14 protein-coding genes are annotated in these 21,091 nt (G+C 75.3%); 11 read left to right on the top strand and 3 right to left on the bottom strand.

The genetic code is table 11. The features are described 5' to 3' along the window. The first annotated feature begins 42 nt into the window (after nt 1–42). Together ACZ52J_RS29450 and ACZ52J_RS29445 are read left to right on the top strand one after the other, a co-directional pair. Nucleotides 43–954: an ABC transporter ATP-binding protein gene (locus ACZ52J_RS29450; RefSeq protein WP_465623061.1), complete on the top strand. Its 912-nt coding sequence runs from the start codon at nt 43–45 to the stop codon at nt 952–954. After that, nucleotides 951–1,796: an ABC transporter permease gene (locus ACZ52J_RS29445; RefSeq protein ID WP_465623059.1), complete on the top strand. Its 846-nt coding sequence runs from the start codon at nt 951–953 to the stop codon at nt 1,794–1,796. Before ACZ52J_RS29450 ends, ACZ52J_RS29445 begins: the two co-directional genes overlap by 4 nt. Before the next feature lie 12 nt (nt 1,797–1,808). On the opposite strand, the gene ACZ52J_RS29440 is transcribed toward ACZ52J_RS29445, so the two are convergent. Together ACZ52J_RS29440 and ACZ52J_RS29435 are read right to left on the bottom strand one after the other, a co-directional pair. Beyond that, on the bottom strand, nt 1,809–2,372 hold the full coding sequence (locus tag ACZ52J_RS29440; protein WP_465623057.1) for a DUF4291 domain-containing protein: 564 nt from the start codon (nt 2,370–2,372) through the stop codon (nt 1,809–1,811). A 148-nt stretch (nt 2,373–2,520) separates the two neighbouring features. Beyond that, complete coding sequence (locus ACZ52J_RS29435; RefSeq protein WP_465623055.1) at nt 2,521–3,282, bottom strand: tyrosine-protein phosphatase; 762 nt, start codon at nt 3,280–3,282, stop codon at nt 2,521–2,523. A 250-nt stretch (nt 3,283–3,532) separates the two neighbouring features. Here ACZ52J_RS29435 and ACZ52J_RS29430 point away from each other — a divergent pair, with 250 nt between their 5' ends. The 9 genes from ACZ52J_RS29430 to ACZ52J_RS29390 all read left to right on the top strand — a co-directional run bounded on the left by ACZ52J_RS29430 (nt 3,533) and on the right by ACZ52J_RS29390 (nt 19,016). Then, nucleotides 3,533–4,354, top strand: coding sequence for a GntR family transcriptional regulator (locus ACZ52J_RS29430; protein ID WP_465623053.1), 822 nt, complete (start codon nt 3,533–3,535; stop codon nt 4,352–4,354). Nucleotides 4,355–4,477: 123 nt separating this feature from the next. Further along, nucleotides 4,478–5,593, top strand: a complete 1,116-nt coding sequence (locus tag ACZ52J_RS29425; protein WP_465623051.1) for a PucR family transcriptional regulator — start codon at nt 4,478–4,480, stop codon at nt 5,591–5,593. A gap of 215 nt (nt 5,594–5,808) precedes the next feature. After that, the gene (locus ACZ52J_RS29420; RefSeq protein WP_465623049.1) at nt 5,809–6,612 is read left to right on the top strand and encodes a hypothetical protein; all 804 of its coding nucleotides are present in this window, start codon (nt 5,809–5,811) and stop codon (nt 6,610–6,612) included. 97 nt (nt 6,613–6,709) lie between these two features. After that, on the top strand, nt 6,710–8,728 hold the full coding sequence (locus ACZ52J_RS29415; RefSeq protein ID WP_360503397.1) for a flotillin family protein: 2,019 nt from the start codon (nt 6,710–6,712) through the stop codon (nt 8,726–8,728). A 99-nt stretch (nt 8,729–8,827) separates the two neighbouring features. Then, a complete protein-coding gene (locus tag ACZ52J_RS29410; protein WP_465623047.1) occupies nt 8,828–13,564 on the top strand; it encodes a DNA repair ATPase in 4,737 nt (1,578 codons plus the stop codon). 93 nt (nt 13,565–13,657) lie between these two features. Continuing rightward, the gene (locus tag ACZ52J_RS29405; RefSeq protein WP_465623046.1) at nt 13,658–14,413 is read left to right on the top strand and encodes an ABC transporter ATP-binding protein; all 756 of its coding nucleotides are present in this window, start codon (nt 13,658–13,660) and stop codon (nt 14,411–14,413) included. Next, a complete protein-coding gene (locus tag ACZ52J_RS29400) occupies nt 14,407–16,983 on the top strand; it encodes an FtsX-like permease family protein (protein WP_465623045.1) in 2,577 nt (858 codons plus the stop codon). Before ACZ52J_RS29405 ends, ACZ52J_RS29400 begins: the two co-directional genes overlap by 7 nt. Nucleotides 16,984–17,193: 210 nt before the next feature. Continuing rightward, on the top strand, nt 17,194–18,048 hold the full coding sequence (locus ACZ52J_RS29395; protein ID WP_465623043.1) for a methyltransferase domain-containing protein: 855 nt from the start codon (nt 17,194–17,196) through the stop codon (nt 18,046–18,048). A gap of 8 nt (nt 18,049–18,056) precedes the next feature. Next, nucleotides 18,057–19,016 carry an aromatic ring-hydroxylating oxygenase subunit alpha gene (locus ACZ52J_RS29390; protein ID WP_465623041.1) on the top strand — a complete coding sequence of 320 codons (960 nt, stop codon included), beginning with the start codon at nt 18,057–18,059 and terminating at the stop codon, nt 19,014–19,016. A 341-nt stretch (nt 19,017–19,357) separates the two neighbouring features. Here the strand turns inward: ACZ52J_RS29390 and ACZ52J_RS29385 are convergent, their stop codons facing one another. Continuing rightward, nucleotides 19,358–21,055, bottom strand: a complete 1,698-nt coding sequence (locus ACZ52J_RS29385; RefSeq protein ID WP_465623040.1) for an FAD-dependent oxidoreductase — start codon at nt 21,053–21,055, stop codon at nt 19,358–19,360. Between the last annotated feature and the right edge of the window lie 36 nt (nt 21,056–21,091).

The following is a 21,091-nucleotide window of genomic DNA, read 5'->3' as shown; positions in this document are numbered from 1 at the left end:
GCCCGATGCCGCACCCGGGCGCCGACCGGCAGCGTTGTCCCCGTGATCGAGATCGAGCGACTGACCAAGCGGTACGGCGCCACCACGGCCGTCGACCAGTTGACCTTCACCGTCCGGCCGGGCACCGTCACCGGCTTCCTCGGCCCCAACGGCGCCGGCAAGTCCACCACGCTGCGGATGATCCTGGGCCTCAACACCCCCACCGAGGGCACCGTCACCGTGGCGGGCGTGCCCTTCGCGAGCCGGCCGCGCGGGCTGCGGCACATCGGCGCGCTGCTGGACGCGGGCGACGTGCACGGCGGGCGCACCGCCCGGGCGCACCTGTCGGCCCTGGCCCGCAGCAACCGCGTCCCGCTCGGGCGGGTGGACGAGGTGCTGGCGGAGGTCGGGCTCGGCAAGGCCGCCGGGCGGCGGATCGGCGGCTACTCGCTGGGCATGAAGCAGCGGCTCGGCATCGCGGGCGCGCTGCTCGGCGACCCGCCGGTGCTGCTCTTCGACGAGCCGCTGAACGGGCTGGACCCGGAGGGCGTGCTGTGGGTGCGCGGGCTGTTCCGGCGGCTCGCGGACGAGGGGCGGACGGTGTTCGTCTCCAGCCACATGATGGCGGAGATGGAGCACACCGCCGACCGCCTGGTGGTGATCGGACGCGGACGGCTGATCGCCGACGAGAGCCTGGCGGAGTTCTCGGCCCGCAACGCGGCGACCTCGGTGGCCGTGCGCACGCCCGAACTCTCGCTGCTGGCGCCGTCCTTGCGCGCGGAGGGGGCCGAAGTACAGGAGATCGAGCCGCAGTTCGGAATCGTCACCGGGATGCCCGCCGAGCGGATCGGCGAACTCGCCCTGCGGGACGGCGTGGTGCTGGCCGAGCTCGCCACCCGCACGTCCTCCCTAGAATCCGCGTTCATGTCCCTGACCGCCGACAGCGTCGAATACCTGGCTGGAGAGGCCCGATGAGTACCGTCCTTGCCCTGGGCCTCGCCGAACCGGCGCCCCGGTTCGGCGACCTGCTCGCCGCCGAGTGGATCAAACTGCGCTCGCTGCGGTCGACGTACTGGGTGCTGGCGCTCGCCTCGCTGGTGGCGATCGTGATCAACATCAACGCCGTGCACAGCGACCTGACGTACATCGACCACCCGCCGGCGCCGATACCCGGCCTGCCACCGTACAAGTACGACCCGCTGTACCACGGCCTGAGCAACATCGCCGGCTACGTGATGGCGATCGCCGCCGGCAGCCTCGGGGCGATCACCGTGTTCGGCGAGTACACCACCGGCATGATCCGCACGACCTTCGCCGCCGTGCCCGAGCGGCGTGGGGTGATCGCCGCCAAGGTGCTGCTGATCGGCGGGATCACCGCGCTGGCGGGAGCCGTGGTGTCGACGGTGTCCTTCTTCACCACCAACGCCATGCTGGCCTCCCGGCACGTCGGGCTCTCCATCACCGAAGGCGTCAGCCTGCAGGCCGTCCTCGCCTACGCGGCGATCGTGCCGGTCTGCGCGCTGATCGGGATGGCGCTGGGCGCGGTGCTGCGGCACGCCACCGCCTCGATCGTGTCGCTGGTGCTGCTGATGTTCATCCTGCCGCTGATGTTCGCCGGGGACCGCTACCGGTGGTTGCACGAGATCGGCAGCCACCTGCCGCTATCCACCGTCAACCGGCTCACCTACAACCCCGACTCCTTGACCACGATCAGCAAGTGGGCGCCGAGCGTGCTGGACTCCTGGATCACCATGGGCGTGTGGGCCGCCGTCGCGGTGGCGGTGACGATGGTCGTGGTGCGGCGGCGGGACGTGTGAAGTCCCGCACGATCACCGGATGTCGAGACGCCGCGCGGTCGCGGCGGGCAGCGGGTACGGGCGCTCCGGCGGCAGCAGCCGCTGCGCCTTCGCCGCCTGCCCGCCCCGCACCAGCGCGGCGATCCGCTGTACCTGCGGGGTGAGGTCGGTGAGCCCGGCGACCCACTCCTCGGCGAAGGTCCGGACCAGTGACCGGCCGACGCCCACCTGGATGCTGTAGTGGTTCAGCGCCGCCCCGCGCAGCGTCCGCTCGGGATCCCACTGCACATGGACCTCCGCCCGGGCCACCTCGTCCGGGTGCGCCGTGGTCAGCACGGCGCGACCGAGCGCCTCCTCCCAGCCGGCCCGGGTGATCCGCACCGCCAGCACCCGGGTCTGCCCCGGCTTCTGCGCCCAGTTGCTGCGGTGCATCAGCCAGCGGAACGAGGGCTTGATCCAGGTCATCCGGCCGAAGCTGAACGGCGGCACGAACCGGCCCGCCGCCAGCGCGGCGTCCGCGACGGCGGGCGGGTAGGCCTGGTAGAGCACGACCGTCCGGTCGTCGTGGTCGGCGCGGATCTCGCGCAGCGCGGTCATCGCACACCCCCTGGTCTCCGTACCCCCGGCCGCCGGAAACCGTGGTCTCCGTACCCCCTGGCCCGGCACGCTGCCAGGCCGGGCGGGCCGGCGCAACGGGATTCCGCCGCGACCGCGGAACGGGGCCGGGCGCCGGCCGCCGGGCGGGTCAGGCCGTCGCCGCGCCGGCCTTGCCGCGGAAGGCGGCGAGGGTGGCGGCCGGGACGCCGCAGGTGGGGAGGAAGGAGGCGGCGCCGCCGTGGTGGGTGCGGACGCGGTCGAGGAAGACGGACATGGCCTCGGCCGGGGCTTCCAGGAGGGGCGCGGGGATGGTGAGGTGGCGGCCCTGGGAGTCGGTGACGCGGGAGGTGGAGCGGTCGTTGAGGGCCGTGCGGTGGCGTTCGGCGAGGCCGGCGAAGATCTGCGGGAGGGCGTCGGTGGTGCGGGCGTAGTCGGCGACGATGCGGTCGGCGGGGACGCCGAGGAGGTCGAGGAGGAGCGCGGTCAGCAGGCCGGTGCGGTCCTTGCCAGCCGCGCAGTGCAGCAGCACGGCGCCGGGACGGACGGTGGCCTCGACGGCGGCGGCGACCGCCCCGGGGGCGGACTCGGCCAGCAGCACGTAGAAGTCGCCGAGGTCGGCGGGCGTGACCATGGTGCTCATCCGCGCGGTGAGCGCGTCGGTGGCGGGGTTCACCGGGGCCGCGACGACGGCTATCCCGGCGGCCTCGGCGGCGGCCCAGTCGGCGGGGTCGGTCTCGCGCGGGTCGCGCAGGTCCACGATGGTGCGGATGTCGCAGGCGCGCAGCTGGGCGACGGTGGCCTCGTCGGCGGCCGGGAACGGCTGGGCGGAGCGGTACAGCACGCCGGGGCGGACCCGACGGCCCTCGGGGTCGCCGAGGACGGCGGCGTCGCGGAAGTTGACCAGGGACATGCGGGAGGCCTTTCGGTGGAGCCGCGCTCGGGAGGGGTGGGACGTCCAGGCGAACATCCAGACGTCTAGATGTCTAATTAGCCCCTCCGGGGGTCGCCGGGCAAGCGGCGGCCGACGGGCGCTCCCTCCATCCCACTCCCGTCCGAGGGCCGGGGCGAGCCGAGCGGGGCGAGCCGAGCGGGGCGGCGGGCTCGGGGCGGCGGGCTCGGGGCGGCGGGCTCGGGGCGGCGGGCTTCGTAGGATCGAGCATGTGGCGACGAACCCTCCTGGCACCCCGAGCACCCCGAGCACCCCGCTGTACCGCCGCCTGGCGCGCCGGCTCCAGGAGCGCATCGACGCCGGCGCGTACCCGGCGGGCGCCCGGCTGCCGAGCGAGCCGGAGCTGAGCGCCGAGTTCGGTGTGAACCGGCTGACCGTGCGGCAGGCGGTGGCGGAGCTGGAGCGGGCGGCCGTGGTGGAGATCCGCAGGGGCGTGGGCACCTTCGTCCGCCCGCCCGCCGTCCGCGTGTCGATCGCCGTCGACCCGCGCAGCCAGCGCTTCGACCTCGGCAGCGTGCACGCCGCACTGCCCTACGGCGGCCCGGACGGTTCGGACGGTTCGGGCGGCGGTCGGGGCGACGGCGGTCGGGGCGACGGCGAGTTCGTCGTCGCCGCACCGCCCGTGACCGGCTCGGCGGACGACGCGGAAGCGGCCCGCCAGCTGGGCCGTGAGCTCCGGGAGCTGTCCCGGGTGGACTCGGTGATCCGGCTGGGCGGGCGGGCCCGGGCGGCCTGCAGCTACTGGGTGCCGTTCGGCCCGCTGCCCGCCGAGCTCGTCCGGCCGGGCCGTCCCGGGAACCTGGTGCTGGATCTGGCGCGGGCCGCCGGGGTGGAGCTGGAGTACGACTGGCGGGCGTTCGGCGCGGTCGGCGCGGATCTCGCGGACGCCGAGCTGCTGGGCGTCCCGCCGGGCACCGCGCTGCTGGTCCGCGAGGGGGTCAGCTGCACGCCGGACGGCGCACCGACGCTGTACGTGCGGCGGCGGATCGACGGCAGCAGCGCGCGGTTCGTCCTGCACTTCCGCGACCGGTAGCGCCCGGGCTCCGCGACCGGTGGCGCCGGGTGTCCGGGACCGGTCGCGCCGGCCCCGGGCCGTATCGATCCTGCTAATGTTCAGCGCCGAAATACCAGGTCGTACGGGGGATGGCAGGACACGGTGACCGAGGGGATCGAGCACGACATACCCACCGAGCTGGCCGAGGCGTACCTCGACCTGCTCGCCGACGTCTCCCGCACCGGCCGGCTGCTGCGCCGCGACGAGCTGGAGGGTCTGCGCAAGCTCGGCGAGCACTGCGCGGAGGCCGGGTACGGGCTGCGCGAGGTGGTGGCGCACTGTCTGGCGGCGGCCCGCCGGGCCTGGCAGACGCTGCCCGGGACGACCGCCGCGAGCAGCGTCAACGAGCTGCGCCGGATGGGCGACGCCGTCCTCGCCGCCACCGACACCGCACTGGCGGCACTCGGCGAGGGGCACGAGCGCGCTCAGCGCCTGGCGGTCCGTCAGGAGGAGGCGGCCAGACGGGAGTTCATCGACGACCTGCTGTTCGGCCGCAGCGACCTCGGTCTGCTCGCCGAGCGCGCGGAGCGGTTCGGGCTGCGGCTGGCGGGCGCGTACACGGTGGCGGTCGCGGTGGGCGACGAGGCGTTCGCGGACGTGCATCCGCTGGTGCACCGGGTGGAGCGGGAGCTGGCCGGGCGGTTCGGCGAGCGGGACGTGCTGCTGGCCAGCAAGGACGGCCGGCTGGTCTGCATCGCCCCGGACTCCGAGCGGGCGGTGCTGGAGGCCTTCGCCGACCTGACGCTGCGCCCCGGCTCGGGGTACCGCCCGGTGCTGCGGGTGGCCACCGGCCGCCGGCACTCGGGGCCGAGCGGGGTGCTGCGCAGTTACGAGGAGGCACTGGACGCGCTGGACTACGCGCAGCGCCTGCGGCTGCCGGCCCAGCAACTGAAGGCGGAGGAGTTGCTGGTCTTCCCCGTGCTGATGCGCGACCGGGCGGCCATGGCGGACCTGGTGCGCAGCGTGCTCGGCCCGCTGAGCGAGGCGCGCGGCGGCGCCCGTCCACTGCTGGACACCATCGCGGTGCAGGCGGAGGCCGCGTACGTGAACGCGGAGGCGGCGCGCCGGCTGGGGCTGAGCGTGCGCACGCTGGGCTACCGGCTGGAGCGGATCAGGGCGCTCACGGGGTACGACCCGTCGGACGCGCTGCAGCGCTTCACGCTGGAGACGGCGGCGATGGGCGCGCGGCTGCTGAACTGGCCGGAGCAGCCCCTCTAGCCCCGTCGCCGCAAACCGGCGGGAGCCCGTTACGACAGCCCGGCAACCATCCTGTTGCCGGGCTGTTGCAGTGTCACGTGGGTCGCGCGTACCAGGGTGTCAAAGAGCCGTAAAGATTGCCGGATCCTGGCAATGTGCGGCGGGCGCCCCCACTGCCATGATCTCCCCGGCGCCGAAGCGCGGTGCCGTGGGGAGGGCGGGGGAGCGTGGCCGGGATGGGGGGATTCTTCGCGGCCGCGCTGGCCTTTCCGACCGCGCTGTTCAGCTTCGCGCTGGTGGTGGTCGTCGGGTACTGGCTGCTGATGCTGCTCGGCGGACTGGGGTTCGGCGCCGTGCACGGGGGGCACGGCGGCGGGCACCACCTGGACGCCGGGCACGCCGGGCATGTCGGGCACGTCGGGCACGGCGGTCATGTGGGTCACGTCGGGCACGGTGCCGGGGGGCACGGTGCCGGGGGGAACGTGGCACACGGGACGCCCGGCGGGCACGGCACCGGCGGCCACGACGTGGCCGACGGGGGGAACGGGGGCAAGGGCGCCCGCACGGGGGCCGACCACCACGGGGGCGTGCTGGACGCGCTGGGGCTGGGCGGGGTGCCCGTGACGGTGGCGGTGTCGCTGCTGGTCGCGCTCGCCTGGTTCGTCAGCCTGGCCGGCACCGTGCTCACCTCGGGGGCGCCGGCGCGCGGCGGAGTGTTCGCCGTCGCGCTGGTCGCCTCCTGGGCGGGCACCCGGGTGCTCGTCAAGCCGCTGAGGCGGCTCTTCCCGCAGGACCGGCCGACCACCCGGGGGGACTTCGTCGGCCGGGTCTGCGTGATCCGGACCGGCCGGGTGACGGCCGACTTCGGGCAGGCCGAGGTCACCGCCGAGGACGGCTCCACCGCGACCGTCCAGGTCCGCACGGCCACCCCGGAGCCCGGGCTGACGGTCGGGCGGACCGCCCTGATCTTCGACTACGACGCCGAGGGCGAGCACTTCCTGGTGGCGCCCTTCGACCCGTCGCCGCCGGGCCTCACCTGAGACCCCGCACCCGGGGCCTCACAGCTGACGCCCCGCCACTCCACTTCCATCGCTTTCCTCTTCGCACCAACTCGCCATCTCGTCAAAGGACTCCGTGATGGACACCATCGCCGTGGGTTTCGGCGTGCTCGTCGCCGTCGTGCTGCTCATCGTGCTCGCCATGCTGCTGTTCGTGGGCCGCCTGTTCCAGAAGGTCGAGCAGGGCAAGGCCCTGATCGTCTCCCGGACGAAGAAGGTGGACGTCACCTTCACCGGCGCGATCGTCCTGCCGGTCCTGCACAAGGCCGAGCTGATGGACATCACCGCGAAGACGGTGGAGATCCACCGGGCCGGCCGGGACGGACTGATCTGCCGCGACAACATCCGCGCGGACATCCGGATCTCCTTCTTCGTCCGGGTGAACAAGACCGTCGAGGACGTCGTCAAGGTGGCGCAGTCGATCGGCACCGTCCGGGCCAGCGACCCGCAGGCGATCCAGGACTTCTTCGCCGCGAAGTTCGCCGAGGCGCTCAAGACCGTCGGCAAGCAGCTGGACTTCACCGACCTGTACACCCACCGGCACGAGTTCCGGGACCAGATCATCGCGGTCATCGGCACCGACCTCAACGGCTACACGCTCGAGGACGCGGCCATCGACCACCTCGAACAGACTCCGATGAGCCAGCTGGACGGCGACAACATCCTGGACGCCCAGGGCATCCGCAAGATCACCGAGCTGACCGCGATCGAGCACGTGCGCACCAACGAGTACCAGCGCACCGAGGAGAAGGAGATCACCCGGCAGAACGTGGACGCCCGGGAGACCGTCCTGGAGCTCGAGCGCCGCCAGGCCGACGCCGAGATCCGCCAGCGCCGCGAGATCGAGACCCTGCGGGCCAAGGAGGACGCGGTGATCGCCCGGGTGCAGGAGGAGGAGCGGCTCAACGCGCAGACCGCCTTCCTGCGCACCGAGGAGGTGCTCGGGGTGCAGCGGGAGAACCAGGCCCGTGAGGTCGCGGTGGCGCAGAAGAACCGCGAGCGGGTGATCGCGGTGGAGAACGAGCGGATCGAGAAGGACCGCCTGCTGGAGGTCGTCGGCCGCGAGCGGGAGACCGAACTCGCCACGATCGCCAAGGTGAAGGAGGTCGAGTCGGCCAAGCGGGACGTCGCCGACGTGGTCCGCGAGCGGGTCGCGGTGGACCGGACCGTCGCCGAGCAGGAGGAGGCCGTCAAGACGCTGCGCGCCGTCGAGGAGGCCGAGCGCGTCCGCAAGGCCGTCGTCATCCAGGCCGAGGCGGAGGCGCAGGAGAAGCTCGTCAAGGACATCAAGGCCGCCGAGGCCGCCGAGCAGGCCGCCGCACACAAGGCCCGCGAGGCGCTGGTGCTGGCCGAGGCCCGGCAGCGGGCCGCCGAGCTGGACGCGGCCGCCAAGATCCGGATGGCCGAGGGCGTCCGGGCGGAGGCCGCCGCCGAGGGCCTGGCCCGCGTCCAGGTGCGGGAGCAGGAGGCCGCGGCGGTGGAGAAGGTGGGTCGCGCCGAGGCCGTCGTCCAGACGGAGAAGGCCAAGGCCGCCGCGCTGGAGGTCGGTGCCAAGCTGAAGGCCGAGGCCGAGGGCCTGACCGAGAAGGCCGCGGCGATGGCCAAGCTGGACGAGGCCTCGCGCGGGCACGAGGAGTACCGGCTGCGGCTGGCCGCCGAGAAGGACGTCCGGCTGGCCGGGCTGGACACGCAGCGGCAGATCGCCGAGGCGCAGGCCGCGCTGGTCGCCGCCGGGCTGGAGAAGGCCAAGATCGACATCGTCGGCGGGGACTCGGTCTTCTTCGACAAGCTGGTGCAGTCGGTGACGGCCGGCAAGAGCGTGGACGCCTTCGTCGGCCACTCGCAGACCGCCCAGGCCCTGGCCGGCCCCTGGCTGGACGGACGGGCCAGCTTCACCGAGGACCTCACCCGGGTGCTGTCCTCCGTCTCCACGGCCGACGTGCAGAACCTGACGGTGTCCGCGCTGCTGATGAACCTGATCGGCTCGGGGGCCGGCGAGCAGTCCGGACAGCTGCGCCAACTGCTGGAGTCGGCGCGGAAGCTGGGCGTCGCCGAGACCCCGATCGGGGCGCTGGCCTCGATGAACGGCTCCAGGTAGCCACCCGGCAGTCCGTCGTCACCCGGCGGTCGGACCCACCAAGCAGTCGGACCCACCCAGCAGTCAGCAGTCACCCACTGAGCACCCGAGGAACTGACCGTGGACGTCCTCGACGCCCGGCTCGACGCCGGCACCTACGAGGTCCTGCGCGACCGGCTCGCCCGGTCCGCCGCCGAACTCGCCGACCGAGCCCGGGCGTTGAACGCCCGCCGGGTCGAGGAGTTCGGCGGCGGGGAGCTGCGGCTGGCCGGCACCGGGCGGCTCACCACCGCCCGGGCCTGCCTCCCGCAGGACCTCACCGCCGTCGGCGGGCTGCTGCTGCTCGGCACCCGCCCGACCGACGCCGAGGACGGCGCCGAGGACTTCGCCGACGTCCTCGGCCTCCACGGCCCCGACCTCTCCGCCGCCCCCGCCGGGGGCAGCCTGCTGGACGACCCCCGGCTGCGCCAGGACCTCACCGACCTGCGGCGCTACTTCCGCGACGCCCGCCTGGAGCGGCTGCGCCCGGTGGAGGGCCGGCTGCTCGCCGTCTTCCGCACCGGCCCGGCCGCCACCGACGTCCGGGTGCTGCGCTGGCGCCTCGACGACAGCGCCGACGACGCCCTGCCCGCCTACCTGGACGGGCGCGGCGAGCGCGACCACACCCCCGCCGACGGGCAGCAGCTCGCCTGGACCGCGCTGACCCGCGACGACCAGCTGCCGGCCGGCCCCGGCCGCCCGCCCCGCGCCGACCTGGCCGGCGAACTCCACCTCGGCGTCGACGGCGGCCGGCTGACCATCGCCACCCCGGACGGCCGCGAGCTGCACCGCGAACCGCTGGCCGAGGCCCTGCAGACCCTCGCCGACGCCCAGATCGGCCACGCCCGGCTCGGCACCCTGCTGCTGGTGCGCGTGCGCCCGTACCAGGAGGAGACCGTCCGGCACCTGGTGGTGCACCTGCCCACCGGCAAGGTCACCCGGATCGACGCGCTCGGCCAGGCCTGCCTGCGGCTGCCCGCCGACCAGGGCGTGGCCTTCCCCGGCGGCTGCCACCTGGTGGACGGCACCGTGCGCACCTTCGACCAGCCGGTGGCCGGCCTGGCGTACGAGCGCACCGTCGTCTCGCCCAACGGCGAGGACGTGCTGTACGAGTTCCGCTCCCCCGCCGACGGCCGCGCCCTGCTGCAGCCCTACAACAGCGTCCGCCAGGAGGCCGCCGCCCCGCTACCCTGCCAGGGCTACGCGCTGCTCGCCGACGGCACCCTGATCGCCCTGCGCCCGGCCGAGGACGGACCCACCCGGCTGCACCCCGTCCAGCTCTGGCAGACCCCGTTCACCAGCGAGCGTTTCGCCGCGCAACAACCCCCCGGCAGCGGGCCGCTGGCCCGGATCGGCAACGCCGACCTGGTCCGCGGCCTGGCCGACTGCCTCGCGCTCGCCCGGCTCGCCGCGGCCGGCGCCGACACCCCGGCCGGCCACCGGGCCGTCCTCGCCGCCTGCACCCGCACCGCCGACCGGCACCACTGGCTCGGCCAGAGCGGCCTCGGCGACCTCGCCGCGCCGCTCGCCGAGATCCGCGACACCGCCCGGCAGGTCATCGCCGAGTACGACGCGATCGCCCAGCTCACCGCGCACGCCGCCCGGCAGACCGACGAGGCGGCCGAGCACGTCGAGGGCCTGCTGCGCACCGCCCGCGGCGAGACCCTCGCCGACGCCGCCGAATGGGTCGACCGGCTCGCCGGGTTGCGCCGCGCCCAGGGCCGGGTCGAGGCGCTGCGCGACCTGCCGCGGGCGGACCCGGAGCGGATCGACACGCTCGCCGCGCACCTCGCCGAGGGCCTGGCCGAGGCCGCCGACCGCGCCGTCGTCCAGCTCGCCGAACCCTCGGCCTTCGAACCGCACCGGCAGCGGGCCGCCGAACTGGCCGAGCAGTGCGCCGCCATCGCCACCGCCGCCGAGGCCGAGCCGCTGGGCCTCGAACTGAGCACCCAGAGCGAGGCGCTGCAGACCGTCTCCGAGCTGGTCGGCACCCTCGACCTGGCCGACGCCACCACCCGCACCGCGATCCTGGACCGGCTCGCCGACGTCCTCGGACTGCTCAACCGGGCCCGGACCGCGCTCACCGTGCGCCGCCGGGAGCTGCGCACCCACGAGGCCGCCGCCGAGTTCGCCGCCGAGACCGCCCTGCTCGCCCAGGCCACCACCGCCGCGCTCGCCGCCGCCGACACCCCCGAGGCCTGCGACGACCGGCTCGGCCGGCTCCTGCTGCGGATCGAGCAGCTCGAGACCCGCTTCGCCGACGCCGACCCGGCCCTCGGCGAGCAGCTCACCGACCGGCGCACCGAGATCCACGACGCGCTCACCGCCCGCCGCCAGCACCTGCTGGAGGAGCGGGCCCGCCGCGCCGACCGGCTCGCCGCCTCCGCCGAACGCATCCTCGACACCCTGCACCGGCGCCTGGCCGCTCTGGACACCGCCGCCGAGATCGACGCCGCGCTCGCCGCCGACCCGACGGCCGTCAAACTCCGCGACCTGGCCGGCCAGTTGACCACTCTCGGCGACCGGGTCCGGGCCGAGGAACTGACCGGACGGCTGCGCGCCGCCCGGGGCCGCGCCCAGCGCGCCCTGCGCGACCGCGCCGAACTCGCCGGGGACGGCCCCGGCACCCTGCGGCTGGGCCGGCACCTGTTCGCCGTCACCACCCAGCGGCCCGAACTCGCCCTCGTGCCCTGGCGCGGCCGCCCCGCCTTCACCCTCACCGGCACCGACTACCGCTCCCCCGTCACCGACCCGGCCTTCGCCGCCACCGAACGCTACTGGGACCGCCCGCTGCCCTCGGAGACCCCGCAGCTGTACCGCGCCGAGTACCTCGCCGCGAGCCTGCTGCCGGCCGCCGAATCGGGCTCGCTCGCCGACTCGCTCGCTGCGGACGCGGACCTGCTGGAGTACGTCCGGCGGGCCGCCGAGCAGCGGCCGGACGAGGGCTACCAGCGCGGCGTGCACGACCACGACGCGGCGCTGCTGCTCCGCGCCCTGCTCGAACTCGGCGCCGACGCCGGACTGTTGCGGCACCCGGCGGGCGCCCGGGCCGCCGCGCAGCTGTACTGGGCGTACGGCGCGGACGAGCGGCAGCGGCTGCTCTGGCACACCCGGGCCCGCTCGCTCGGCCTCGCCCGGCAGGCCTTCGGCGGCGTGCCCGCGCTGGACGCGCTGGCCGCCGAACTCTCCGCCGCCGTCGCCAGGTTCACCCACGGAGCGGACACCCCCGGCGCGGACGCCGCCGGACCGTACCTGGTGGCCGAACTCGCCGCCGACTCACCCACGTTCGTCTACTCGGCGGGCGCGGCCGCGCTGCTCGACAAGTTCCGCGCCGCCCCCGAGTCGGCCGGCCTCACCGAGGCGCTGGTCGCACTGCCCGACGAGCCCGGGCTGCTGCCCGTACGGCGCCAGCTCGCCGCGGCCTGGCTGGAGGCGGGCGCCGCCGACGCCGACCCGACCGACCTCGCCGAGGCGGCGGCCGTGCTGCTCTGCCCGTCGCTGCCGCGCCGGCCGGTCGAGGGCGCGGTCGGCACCCGGCTGACCGGTCTGCTCGGCGACCACCCGCGGCTCGCGGGCGGCGCGCTCGACCTGCGGCTGGACGAACTGCTCGCCCGGGTCCGCGCGTTCGAGGAGGTCGAGGTGCCCGGCTACCGGGCCTACCAGAAGCTGCGCGGCGAGCTGCTGGCCGCCGAGCACGCCCGGCTGCGGCTCGACCAGTACCGGCCCGCCCCGCTCAACGGCTTCGTCCGCAACCGGCTGATCGACCAGGTGTACCTGCCGCTGATCGGCGACAACCTCGCCAAGCAGCTCGGCACGGCGCAGTCCGGCGGACCGGTCGACCGCAGCGGCCTGCTGCTGCTGGTCTCCCCGCCCGGCTACGGCAAGACCACCCTGGTCGAGTACCTCGCCGAGCGGCTCGGCCTGCTGCTGGTCTCCGTCAGCGGCCCCGCACTCGGCCACCGGGTCACCTCGCTGGACCCGGCCGAGGCCCCCGACGCCACCTCCCGGCGCGAGGTCGAGAAGCTCAACTTCGCCCTGCACGCGGGCGACAACGTGCTGCTCTACCTGGACGACGTCCAGCACACCTCGCCCGAGTTCCTGCAGCGCTTCATCCCGCTGTGCGACGCGCAGCGCCGGATCGACGGCGTCTGGGACGGCGAGGCCCGCGAGTGGGACCTGCGCGGCAAGCGCTTCGCCGTCGTGATGGCCGCCAACCCGTACACCGAGTCGGGCCGGCTCTTCCGGCTGCCCGACATGCTCGCCAACCGCGCCGACGTGTGGAACCTCGGCGACGCCGTCGCCGGGCGCGACGACCTCTTCGCGCTCAGCTTCGTCGAGAACGCCCTGCCCGCCAACCCCCACCTGGCCCCGCTCGCCACCGCCGAGCGCGCCGACCTGGACACCCTGCTCGCCCGCGCGGCCGGCGTCCCCGGCGGCACCCTGACCGGCGCCTGGCCCGCCGCCGAGGTCGAGCGGATGACCGCCGTCCTCGCCGGCCTGCTCCACCTGCGTACCACCGTCCTGGCCGTCAACCGCGCCTACCTGCACTCCGCCGCCCAGGACGACCGCACCCGCACCGAGCCCCCGTTCCTGCTCCAGGGCTCGTACCGCAACATGGCCAAGCTCGCCCAGCGCCTCGACCCCGCCCTCACCCGGCCCGAACTCGACGCCCTCCTCGCCGACCACTACCGCGCCGAGGCCCAGCCGCTGGGCGCCGACGCGGAGGCGCAGTTGCTGAAGCTGGCGCAGCTGCGGGGGGTGCTGACGGAGGCGCAGGCGCAGCGCTGGGAGGAGCTGAAGCGCGTCTGGCGGGGCTGACGGGCGTCCCCGGGGGGGGTGTAGCCAGGTACACCCCCAGAACTGAACCCCTGACCATGGGAACCCACCGGTCGCGGGTGATGGAATGTGATCATGAACGTCACGGACTTTGCCGTCGAACTCCGATCGGTTCGCCGGACCTACCGGCGCGGGCCCGAGCCGGTCGTCGGCCTGGACGAGGTGAGTGTCGGGTTCCCCTTCGGCACCTTCACCGCCGTCATGGGCCCCTCCGGTTCCGGCAAGTCGACCCTGCTGCGCTCGGCCGCCGGGCTGGAGCCGGTCGACGGCGGCGAGGTGCGGGTCGACGGCACCGTCCTGGGCGGACTTCGGGACAAGCAGCTGACGGTGCTGCGCCGGGAGCGGATCGGCTTCGTCTTCCAGTCCTTCAACCTGATGCCCGCCCTGACCGCGGCGCAGAACGTGGCGCTCCCGGCCCGGCTGGCGGGCCGGCGCCCCGCGCCGTCCGAGGTGACCGCCGCGCTGGCCGAGGTCGGCCTCGCCGACCGGGCCGGGCACCGGCCGGGCGAGCTCTCCGGCGGCCAGCAGCAGCGCGTCGCCATCGCCCGGGCACTGCTCACCCGCCCGGCGGTGCTGCTGGCGGACGAGCCGACCGGCGCGCTGGACAGCCGCAGCGGCCGCGAGGTCCTCGCCCTGCTGCGCGGCGCGGCCGACGACCCCGGCCGGGCGGTGGTCATGGTCACCCACGACCCGGTCGCCGCCTCGTACGCGGACCGGGTGCTGTTCCTCCGGGACGGCCGGCTGGCCGGCACGCTGGAGCGGCCCACGGCCGAGCAGATCGCCGCCCGGATGACCACGCTGGAGACGGCGCTGGAGGCCGTGGCGTGCTGAGCCTCGCCCTCGCCACCGTCCGGCTCCGCTGGGCCTCGTTCGTCGGCAGCTTCGTCGCCCTGGCCTGCGGTGTCGCCCTGATGGCCACGTCGATCCTGGTCATCGCCGCCACCTCCGGCGTCCCCGACCAGGGCCGCCGGCGCTTCTCCGACGCCCCGGTGCTGGTGACCGCCGACCTGAGCGTCGACTACGCCGCCGCCGGCGGCGAGACCGTGCCGACCCCGGTCGCCGTCCAGCCGGGCCTGTCGGCCGGGCTGATCGCCGCCGTGGCCGGGACCGGGCGCACCGTCGAGGACCGCACCTTCTACGCCCAGCTCGCGGACGGGCCGCGCACCGCGACCGGCCCGAGCGACCAGGTCGGACGGGCCTGGTCCGGCGCGGAGCTGGGCGGCTACCGGCTGGCCGCCGGTTCGGCGCCGTCCGCCGACGACGAGGTCGTCATCGGCGGGGGCCGCCCGGACCAGGTCGGTCAGCGCGTCCGGTTCGTCACCGCCGACGGCCCGCACACCGCGACGGTCTCCGGCGTGACGGAGGCCGAGCCGTTCGAGCAGGCCGTCTTCTTCACCGACGCGCAGGCCGCCCGGTTCTGCCCCGCCGTCGGCGTCCTGGCCGCCTTCGGCGACGCCGACGCGGTGCGCCGGGCGGTGGCCGCCGCCGGCGGCGAGAGCGTCGCCCGGGTGCTCACCGGCGCCGAGCGCCGCCAGGCTGACCCGCACTACGCCGAGGTCAGCAGCCGCTTGGAGGGCGTGCAGACCCCGCTCGGCCTCTCCGCCGCGGTCTCCGGCGGCACCGCCGTGTTCGTGGTGGCCGGCACCTTCGCGCTGTCGATCGCCCAGCGGCGCCGCGAGCTCGCGCTGCTGCGGCTGATCGGCGCCACCCGCCGCCAGCTGCGCACCCTGGTCAACCGGGAGGCCCTGGTGGTCGGCGTGCTGGCCTCCGCGGCCGGGTGCGCGCTCGGCGCGGCCGCGGCGGCGCCGGCCGGCCGCTGGCTGGTCGAGCGCGACCTGGTGCCGGCCGGTTTCACCGTGCCGGTCTCCTGGTGGGGGCTGCTCGTCGCGGCCCTGATCGGCCTGCTGATCGCGATCGGCGGTGTGCTGATCTCCTCGCTGAAGGCCGGTCTGATCAGCCCGGGCGAGGCGCTGGCGGAGGCGGACGTCGACCGGCCCTCGCGCGCCGCGCTGGCGTTCCGCTGGGGCGGCGGCCTGCTGGTGCTCGGCGGCGCCGTCGCGGCCGTCGCGATCACGGCCCGGAGCTGGCCCGACGCCGCGGCGAACGTCGCGGACTCGCTCGGCCTGCTGCTGGCGGTCGTGGCCGGCTGCGTGCTGCTGGCGGGGGTGCTGGCCGGGCCGGTGATCCGGCTGCTGACGGTGCTGCCCGGCCTCCCGGCCCGGCTGCGCGGGCGCCCCGTCGAGGAGGCAGGCGGCATCGCCTGGTCCACCGCCCGGCTGGGCGCGCTGACCGCCTTCCGGCGCACCGCCGCGACCGTCACCCCGGTGGTGCTGATCATCGCCTTCGCGGGCTGCCTGCTCGGCAGCGTGCGGACCATCGACCGCTCGCTGGTCACCGAGGTCCGCAACCAGCTGTCCGCCACCGACTACGTCGTCACGCCGGCCGGCACGCCCGGGCTGAACCGGGCCGTGGTGGACCGCGTCCGCGCCGTCCCCGGCGTGCAGGCCCTGGCGATCACCCCGACCTCGGTGATGGCGGACCGGGACGGCGAGTCCCTGGTCGCGTTCCGGGCCGCCGAGGCGGACCCGGCCGCGCTGGCAGCGGTCGACCGGCTGCCGGTCGTCGCGGGCTCGGTCGCCGATCTGGGCCCCGACTCGATCGTGCTCAGCCGCACCTGGCCCGGCTCGCCCCGGGTCGGACAGCGGGTCCCGGTCCGGCTGGCCGACGGCACCCCCAGGACCCTGCGGGTCGCCGCCGTCCTCGGCACCGGCGCCGAGACCACCCAGGCCTGGGTGACCGGGGCCAACGCCGTCACCACCGGCGTCGGCGGCCCGACCCTGCCGAGCCAGTTGCACCTGCGGCTGCTGCCCGGCGCCGACCCGCAGCAGACCGTCGCCGCCCTGCGGACCGCCGTCGACGGGCTGGGCGCCCGGCTCGCCACCCCGGAGGAGATCGGGGCGGCGAACGCCGACGGCGACGAGAAGGCCACCTGGAACGCCCTGCTGATGATCCTCGGCCTGGCGATCTGCTACGCGGCCGTCGCGCTGGCCAACTCGCTGGTGATGACGGTCACCGACCGCAAGCGGGAGCTGTCCCTGCTGCGCCTGGCGGGCGCCACCAAGGCCCAGGTGCTGCGCGCCGTCGCCGTCGAGACGCTGATCTGCGTGGCGGCGGGCACCGTGCTCGGCGCGCTCGGCACGGCCGTCAGCGTCGGCGGCTCCTGGGCCGCCCTGACCAACCTGGTCGGCCCGACCCCTGCGGTCGTGCCCTGGGGGGCGCTGGGCACGCTCGCCGGCTGCTGCGCGGCCATCGCCCTCACGGCGGCGGTGCTCCCGGCCGCGCTGGCGCTGCGGGGGCAGGACGGCCGGGACATCCTGAGCGGGGCCGGCGGGGCGGGCTGAGGCCTCGGGTCGCATCAGGGGGCATCCGGGGGCACCGTGGGCGGCTTCGGGGGCATCGGGGGTGGCTTCGGGCGCCTGCGGGAGGTGCTGTTCAGCTGATCACTCATGTCATTCAGTCACTCAAGTCCGATGACCGTACAACCCCTCCCGGCGGGGCAACCGCCCGTGGCGCCGCCGGGAGGAGGCCGGGCCCGCGGTTAGCGTGTCCACATGGGCGCTGAGCAACTCGATCTGGCCGGGCTGCGCCGGGTGTACGGACGGGCCGGCAGCCGGTGGTTCTACACCCGGGTGGCACGCAACGCCCGGCACTGGGGGTGGACGGAGCCGGGGCAGTCGAAGTGGCGGCTGTGGCGGGCACAACGGCAGCTCGAGGACGTGCTGGGACGCAAGCTGGCACTGCGGGCGGGGGCCCGGGTGCTGGACGCCGGGTGCGGGGCGGGCGTGGTGGCGCGGGCGATGGCGGCGCGGTTCGGGCTGACGGTGACCGGCGTCGACGTCCTGGACTTCCACCTCGCGCAGGCCCGCCGGCTCAGCACCCGCGCCGCGCTGGACGGACGGACCGCCTTCTCCTGGGGCGACTACCACCGACTCCCGTTCGGCGACGACGAGTTCGACGGCGCGTACTCGATGGAGACGCTCGTCCACTCCTACGATCCGCCCCGGGCCCTGGCCGAGTTCCACCGGGTGCTGCGCCCGGGCGGCCGGCTGGTCCTGCTCGGCCCGATGAGCACCGTCCCGCTGGACGAACTGGAGCCGCACGCACGGGCGTTGCTCGAACCGTACCTGGACGCGATGGCGATGACCGGCGCGAGGCTCTACCACGCCCGCAACCTGCCGCGGCTGCTCACCGAGGCCGGTTTCGAGGTCGAGGAGGCGCTGGACGCGACGCCGTACTACACGCCCACCTCGGAGGCGGTGTACGCGTACTTCCGGCTGCCGTGGGAGGTCCTGCGACGCTTCGGCGATCCGGCGAAGTGGCTCAACCTCCGTTCCACGGTGGAGATGTACGCCGTCCGCGAGTACGTCGCCTGGTACGTTCACACCGCCGTCAAGCCCTCGAGGTGACCTCCGTCATGGACGAACGCCGCGCGCCGCTGCCGTACCCGAGCGGCTGGTTCTGTGTCGGCCGGGTCCGGGACCTGCCGCCCGGGCGGGTGCGGACGGCCCGGCTGATGGGCGAGGACGTGGTGCTGTACCGGACCCGTCGGGGCGCGGTGCGTGCGGTGGGGCCGCACTGTCCGCACCTGGGCGCGCACTTCGGGGCGGGCGGGACGGTCCGGGGCGAGGAACTGGTCTGCCCGTTCCACGGTTTCGCCTTCGGCCCGGACGGCTCGTGCACCGGAGCGCCGGACGGCACCCGGTTCCGGGCGTCGCTGACGACGCGTCGGCTCTGCGAGCGGGACGGCGCGTTGTTCGTCTGGCGGGGGGCGGACGGCGAGGCTCCCGGGTGGGAGCTGCCGCCGGCGGTCGGGGTGCGGCCGCTCGCCTGGTGGAGCGGGGAGGTGCTGTCCCACCCGCAGGAGGTGATGGAGAACAGCGTCGACTTCCGGCACGTGAGCGTGCTGCACGGCCTGGACACCCGGGAGACCGCCCCGCCGGAGGTGGACGGCCCGCTGTTCACCGTCCACCAGCGCACCACGACCCGTTTCCCGGGGCTGGGCGCGGTCCGTCTGGAGCAGCCGGTGACGCTGGCCGGGCTCGGGATGATGCGCCTGGTGGCCGACCTGCCGGAACTGCGCAGCACGTTGCGGGTCTGGTTGCTGGCGACGCCGGTCGCGCCGTGGCGGACCAGGATCCGGTTCGCGGTGAGCAGCACGGTGCCGGTGCCGGGGGTCGGGTCGGCGAGGGCCCTCGACCGGGCGGCGTCCTGGCTGGCGCTGCAGGCTTCGGTGCGGATCATCAAGCAGGACCGGCCGGTGCTGGCCCACAAGCGCTACCTGGAGCAGCCGCGGCTCGTCCCCGGGGAGCGCTCGCTCGGGCTGTTCCGACGCTGGGCCCGGCAGTTCTACCCGGAGGCGTATCCCGTGGGCTGACCCCCGCCGCCGGGCGCGGCCAGGGTCTCCCACACCGGGTCGGGCAGTCCGGGCACGGACCGCCCCTCGGCCTGCCACCGCCGGGCCAGCTCGGCGTAGATGGGCGCCTCCGGATCGGGTTCCCCGGGTGGCTCCAGCCCATGCAGGATCGTTTCTTCGACCGGCCGCCGACGCGGTACCGGCATCACCCCGAATCCACTCACACCGGCCCAACGCACCCCACCCGCGCCGGGACACGGTCGCGTCAACCCGGAGGCCCGCACATCAACCCCTCGCGGGGCCCGGCCCGGGGTTGATGTGCAGGAAGTCGGCCCGGTCGACTTCCTGCACATGTCCCGCGCCTACCGCCGCCGGCCCGCCGCCAGCAGCTCGGGCACGGTGGCGAGCTTCACCCGGGGCCGCCCCTCGGCCTCGCCCCGCTCCCGCTCGGCCCGGTCCACCGCCCGCAGTTCCCTCAGCCCGACGGCGTCCGGCCGCCGACGCCGCACCAGCCGGTCGAAGTCCTTGCGCCCCGCCCCCGGTACGGGCAGCGCGCGGGCGGCCGCGTCGTCCAGCAGCGCGTCCACGGTCTCGCGCGCGCAGGCCCGGTTGGCGCCGATCCCGCCGGACGGCCCGCGCTTGGCCCACCCCACGACGTACGTCCCCGGCAGCGGCTGCCCGGTCGCCGGGTCGACGACCCGGCCGCCCCGGTGCGCGACCGTCCCCGTCTGCTCGTCGAACGGCAGCCCCGGCACCGGCACACCGCGGTGCCCGATGGAGCGCACGACCAGCCCGGCCCGCAGCACCTCGTTCTCCCCGGTGGCCTCGGCCCGCTCCCCGTCCACCAGCGTGGTCCGCTCGACGGTCAGGGCCTCGACCCGCCCGTCCCCGGACAGCTCGACCGGCGCCGACAGGAACCGCAGCACGATCCGCCGCCCCGCGGCCGGGCCCGGCTCGGCGGCCCCGTCGCACGGGACCAGCGGCAGCCCGGCGAGCAGCGCGGCCTGCGAGTCCGGCGCGGTCCGCGAGTCCGGTGCGGTCTGCGGATCCGCCACCGCCGCCTCGATCGCCGCCCGCACCTCCGGGTGGTCCTCGACCACCACCTCGACGCCCGGCAGCTGCCGCAGCGCCAGGAACTCCGCCCTCGTCCAGGCCGCCTGCTCGGGACCGCGCCGGGCGAGCAGCACGACCTCCCGCACCCGGCTGCGGCGCAGCGCGGCGAGGGCGTGGTCGGCGATGTCGGTGGCGGCGAGCCGGTCGGGGTCGGTGAGCAGGATGCGGGCGATGTCCACGGCCACGTTGCCGTTGCCGACCACGACCACCCGCTCCGCCGACAGTTCCACGGCGTCGGCCGGCACGGTCGGATCGGCGTTGTACCAGCCGACGAACGCGGTCGCGGGCAGGCTGCCGGGCAGGTCCTCGCCGGGGATGCCGAGCCGGCGGTCGGCGGCCGCGCCGACCGCGTACACCACCGCGTGGTGGTGCGCGGCGAGTTCCCGGTGGGTGACGTCGGTGCCGATGTCCACGTTGAGGTGCATCCGCAGCCGCGGGTCGCGGAAGACGCTCGCGAAGCTCTCCGCGATCCGCTTGGTGGACTGGTGGTCGGGCGCGACGCCGTGCCGCAGCAGACCGCCGGTGACCGGCAGCCGGTCGATCATGGTGATCTCGGCGCTGGTGCTGCGCAGCAGTTCCTGCGCGGTGTACCCGGCGGACGGCCCGGTGCCGACCACGGCGATGCGCAGCGCGCCGAGTTCGCCCGGCAGGCTGCGCGGGAAGCTGGGCCGGCCCCAGGCGTGGTCGCTGGGGTGGTCGCGGAACCAGTCGCGGTTGAGGTCGCCGAACACGGTGTCCGGACCGCGCAGCCGGTCGACCGGGAACACCGCGTCCACCGGGCAGGCGTCGGCGCAGGCGCCGCAGTCGATGCACGCCTGCGGGTCGATGTAGAGCATGTCGGTGGTGCCGAACTCCGGCTCGTCCGGGGTCGGGTGGATGCAGTTGACCGGGCAGACGGACACGCACGAGGCGTCGTTGCAGCAGGTCTGGGTGATCGCGTAGGCCATGGCCGGAGTGGGGTCCTCGCTGTGTGCGATGGGCGG

The organism is Kitasatospora sp. NPDC034035, from assembly GCF_055575755.1.
Note: the sequence above shows the minus strand (reverse complement) of the source record. Positions and strands in the feature narration are given on the sequence as shown.

Bases quoted from the DNA above. Each gene is read 5' to 3' on its own strand.
- ACZ52J_RS29445 (WP_465623059.1), top strand. From the start codon at position 951: ATGAGTACCGTCCTTGCCCTGGGCCTCGCCGAACCGGCGCCCCGGTTC.
- ACZ52J_RS29440 (WP_465623057.1), bottom strand. From the start codon at position 2,372: ATGACCGCGCTGCGCGAGATCCGCGCCGACCACGACGACCGGACGGTC.
- ACZ52J_RS29435 (WP_465623055.1), bottom strand. From the start codon at position 3,282: ATGTCCCTGGTCAACTTCCGCGACGCCGCCGTCCTCGGCGACCCCGAG.
- ACZ52J_RS29420 (WP_465623049.1), top strand. From the start codon at position 5,809: ATGGGGGGATTCTTCGCGGCCGCGCTGGCCTTTCCGACCGCGCTGTTC.
- ACZ52J_RS29415 (WP_360503397.1), top strand. From the start codon at position 6,710: ATGGACACCATCGCCGTGGGTTTCGGCGTGCTCGTCGCCGTCGTGCTG.
- ACZ52J_RS29405 (WP_465623046.1), top strand. From the start codon at position 13,658: ATGAACGTCACGGACTTTGCCGTCGAACTCCGATCGGTTCGCCGGACC.
- ACZ52J_RS29395 (WP_465623043.1), top strand. From the start codon at position 17,194: ATGGGCGCTGAGCAACTCGATCTGGCCGGGCTGCGCCGGGTGTACGGA.
- ACZ52J_RS29390 (WP_465623041.1), top strand. From the start codon at position 18,057: ATGGACGAACGCCGCGCGCCGCTGCCGTACCCGAGCGGCTGGTTCTGT.
- ACZ52J_RS29385 (WP_465623040.1), bottom strand. From the start codon at position 21,055: ATGGCCTACGCGATCACCCAGACCTGCTGCAACGACGCCTCGTGCGTG.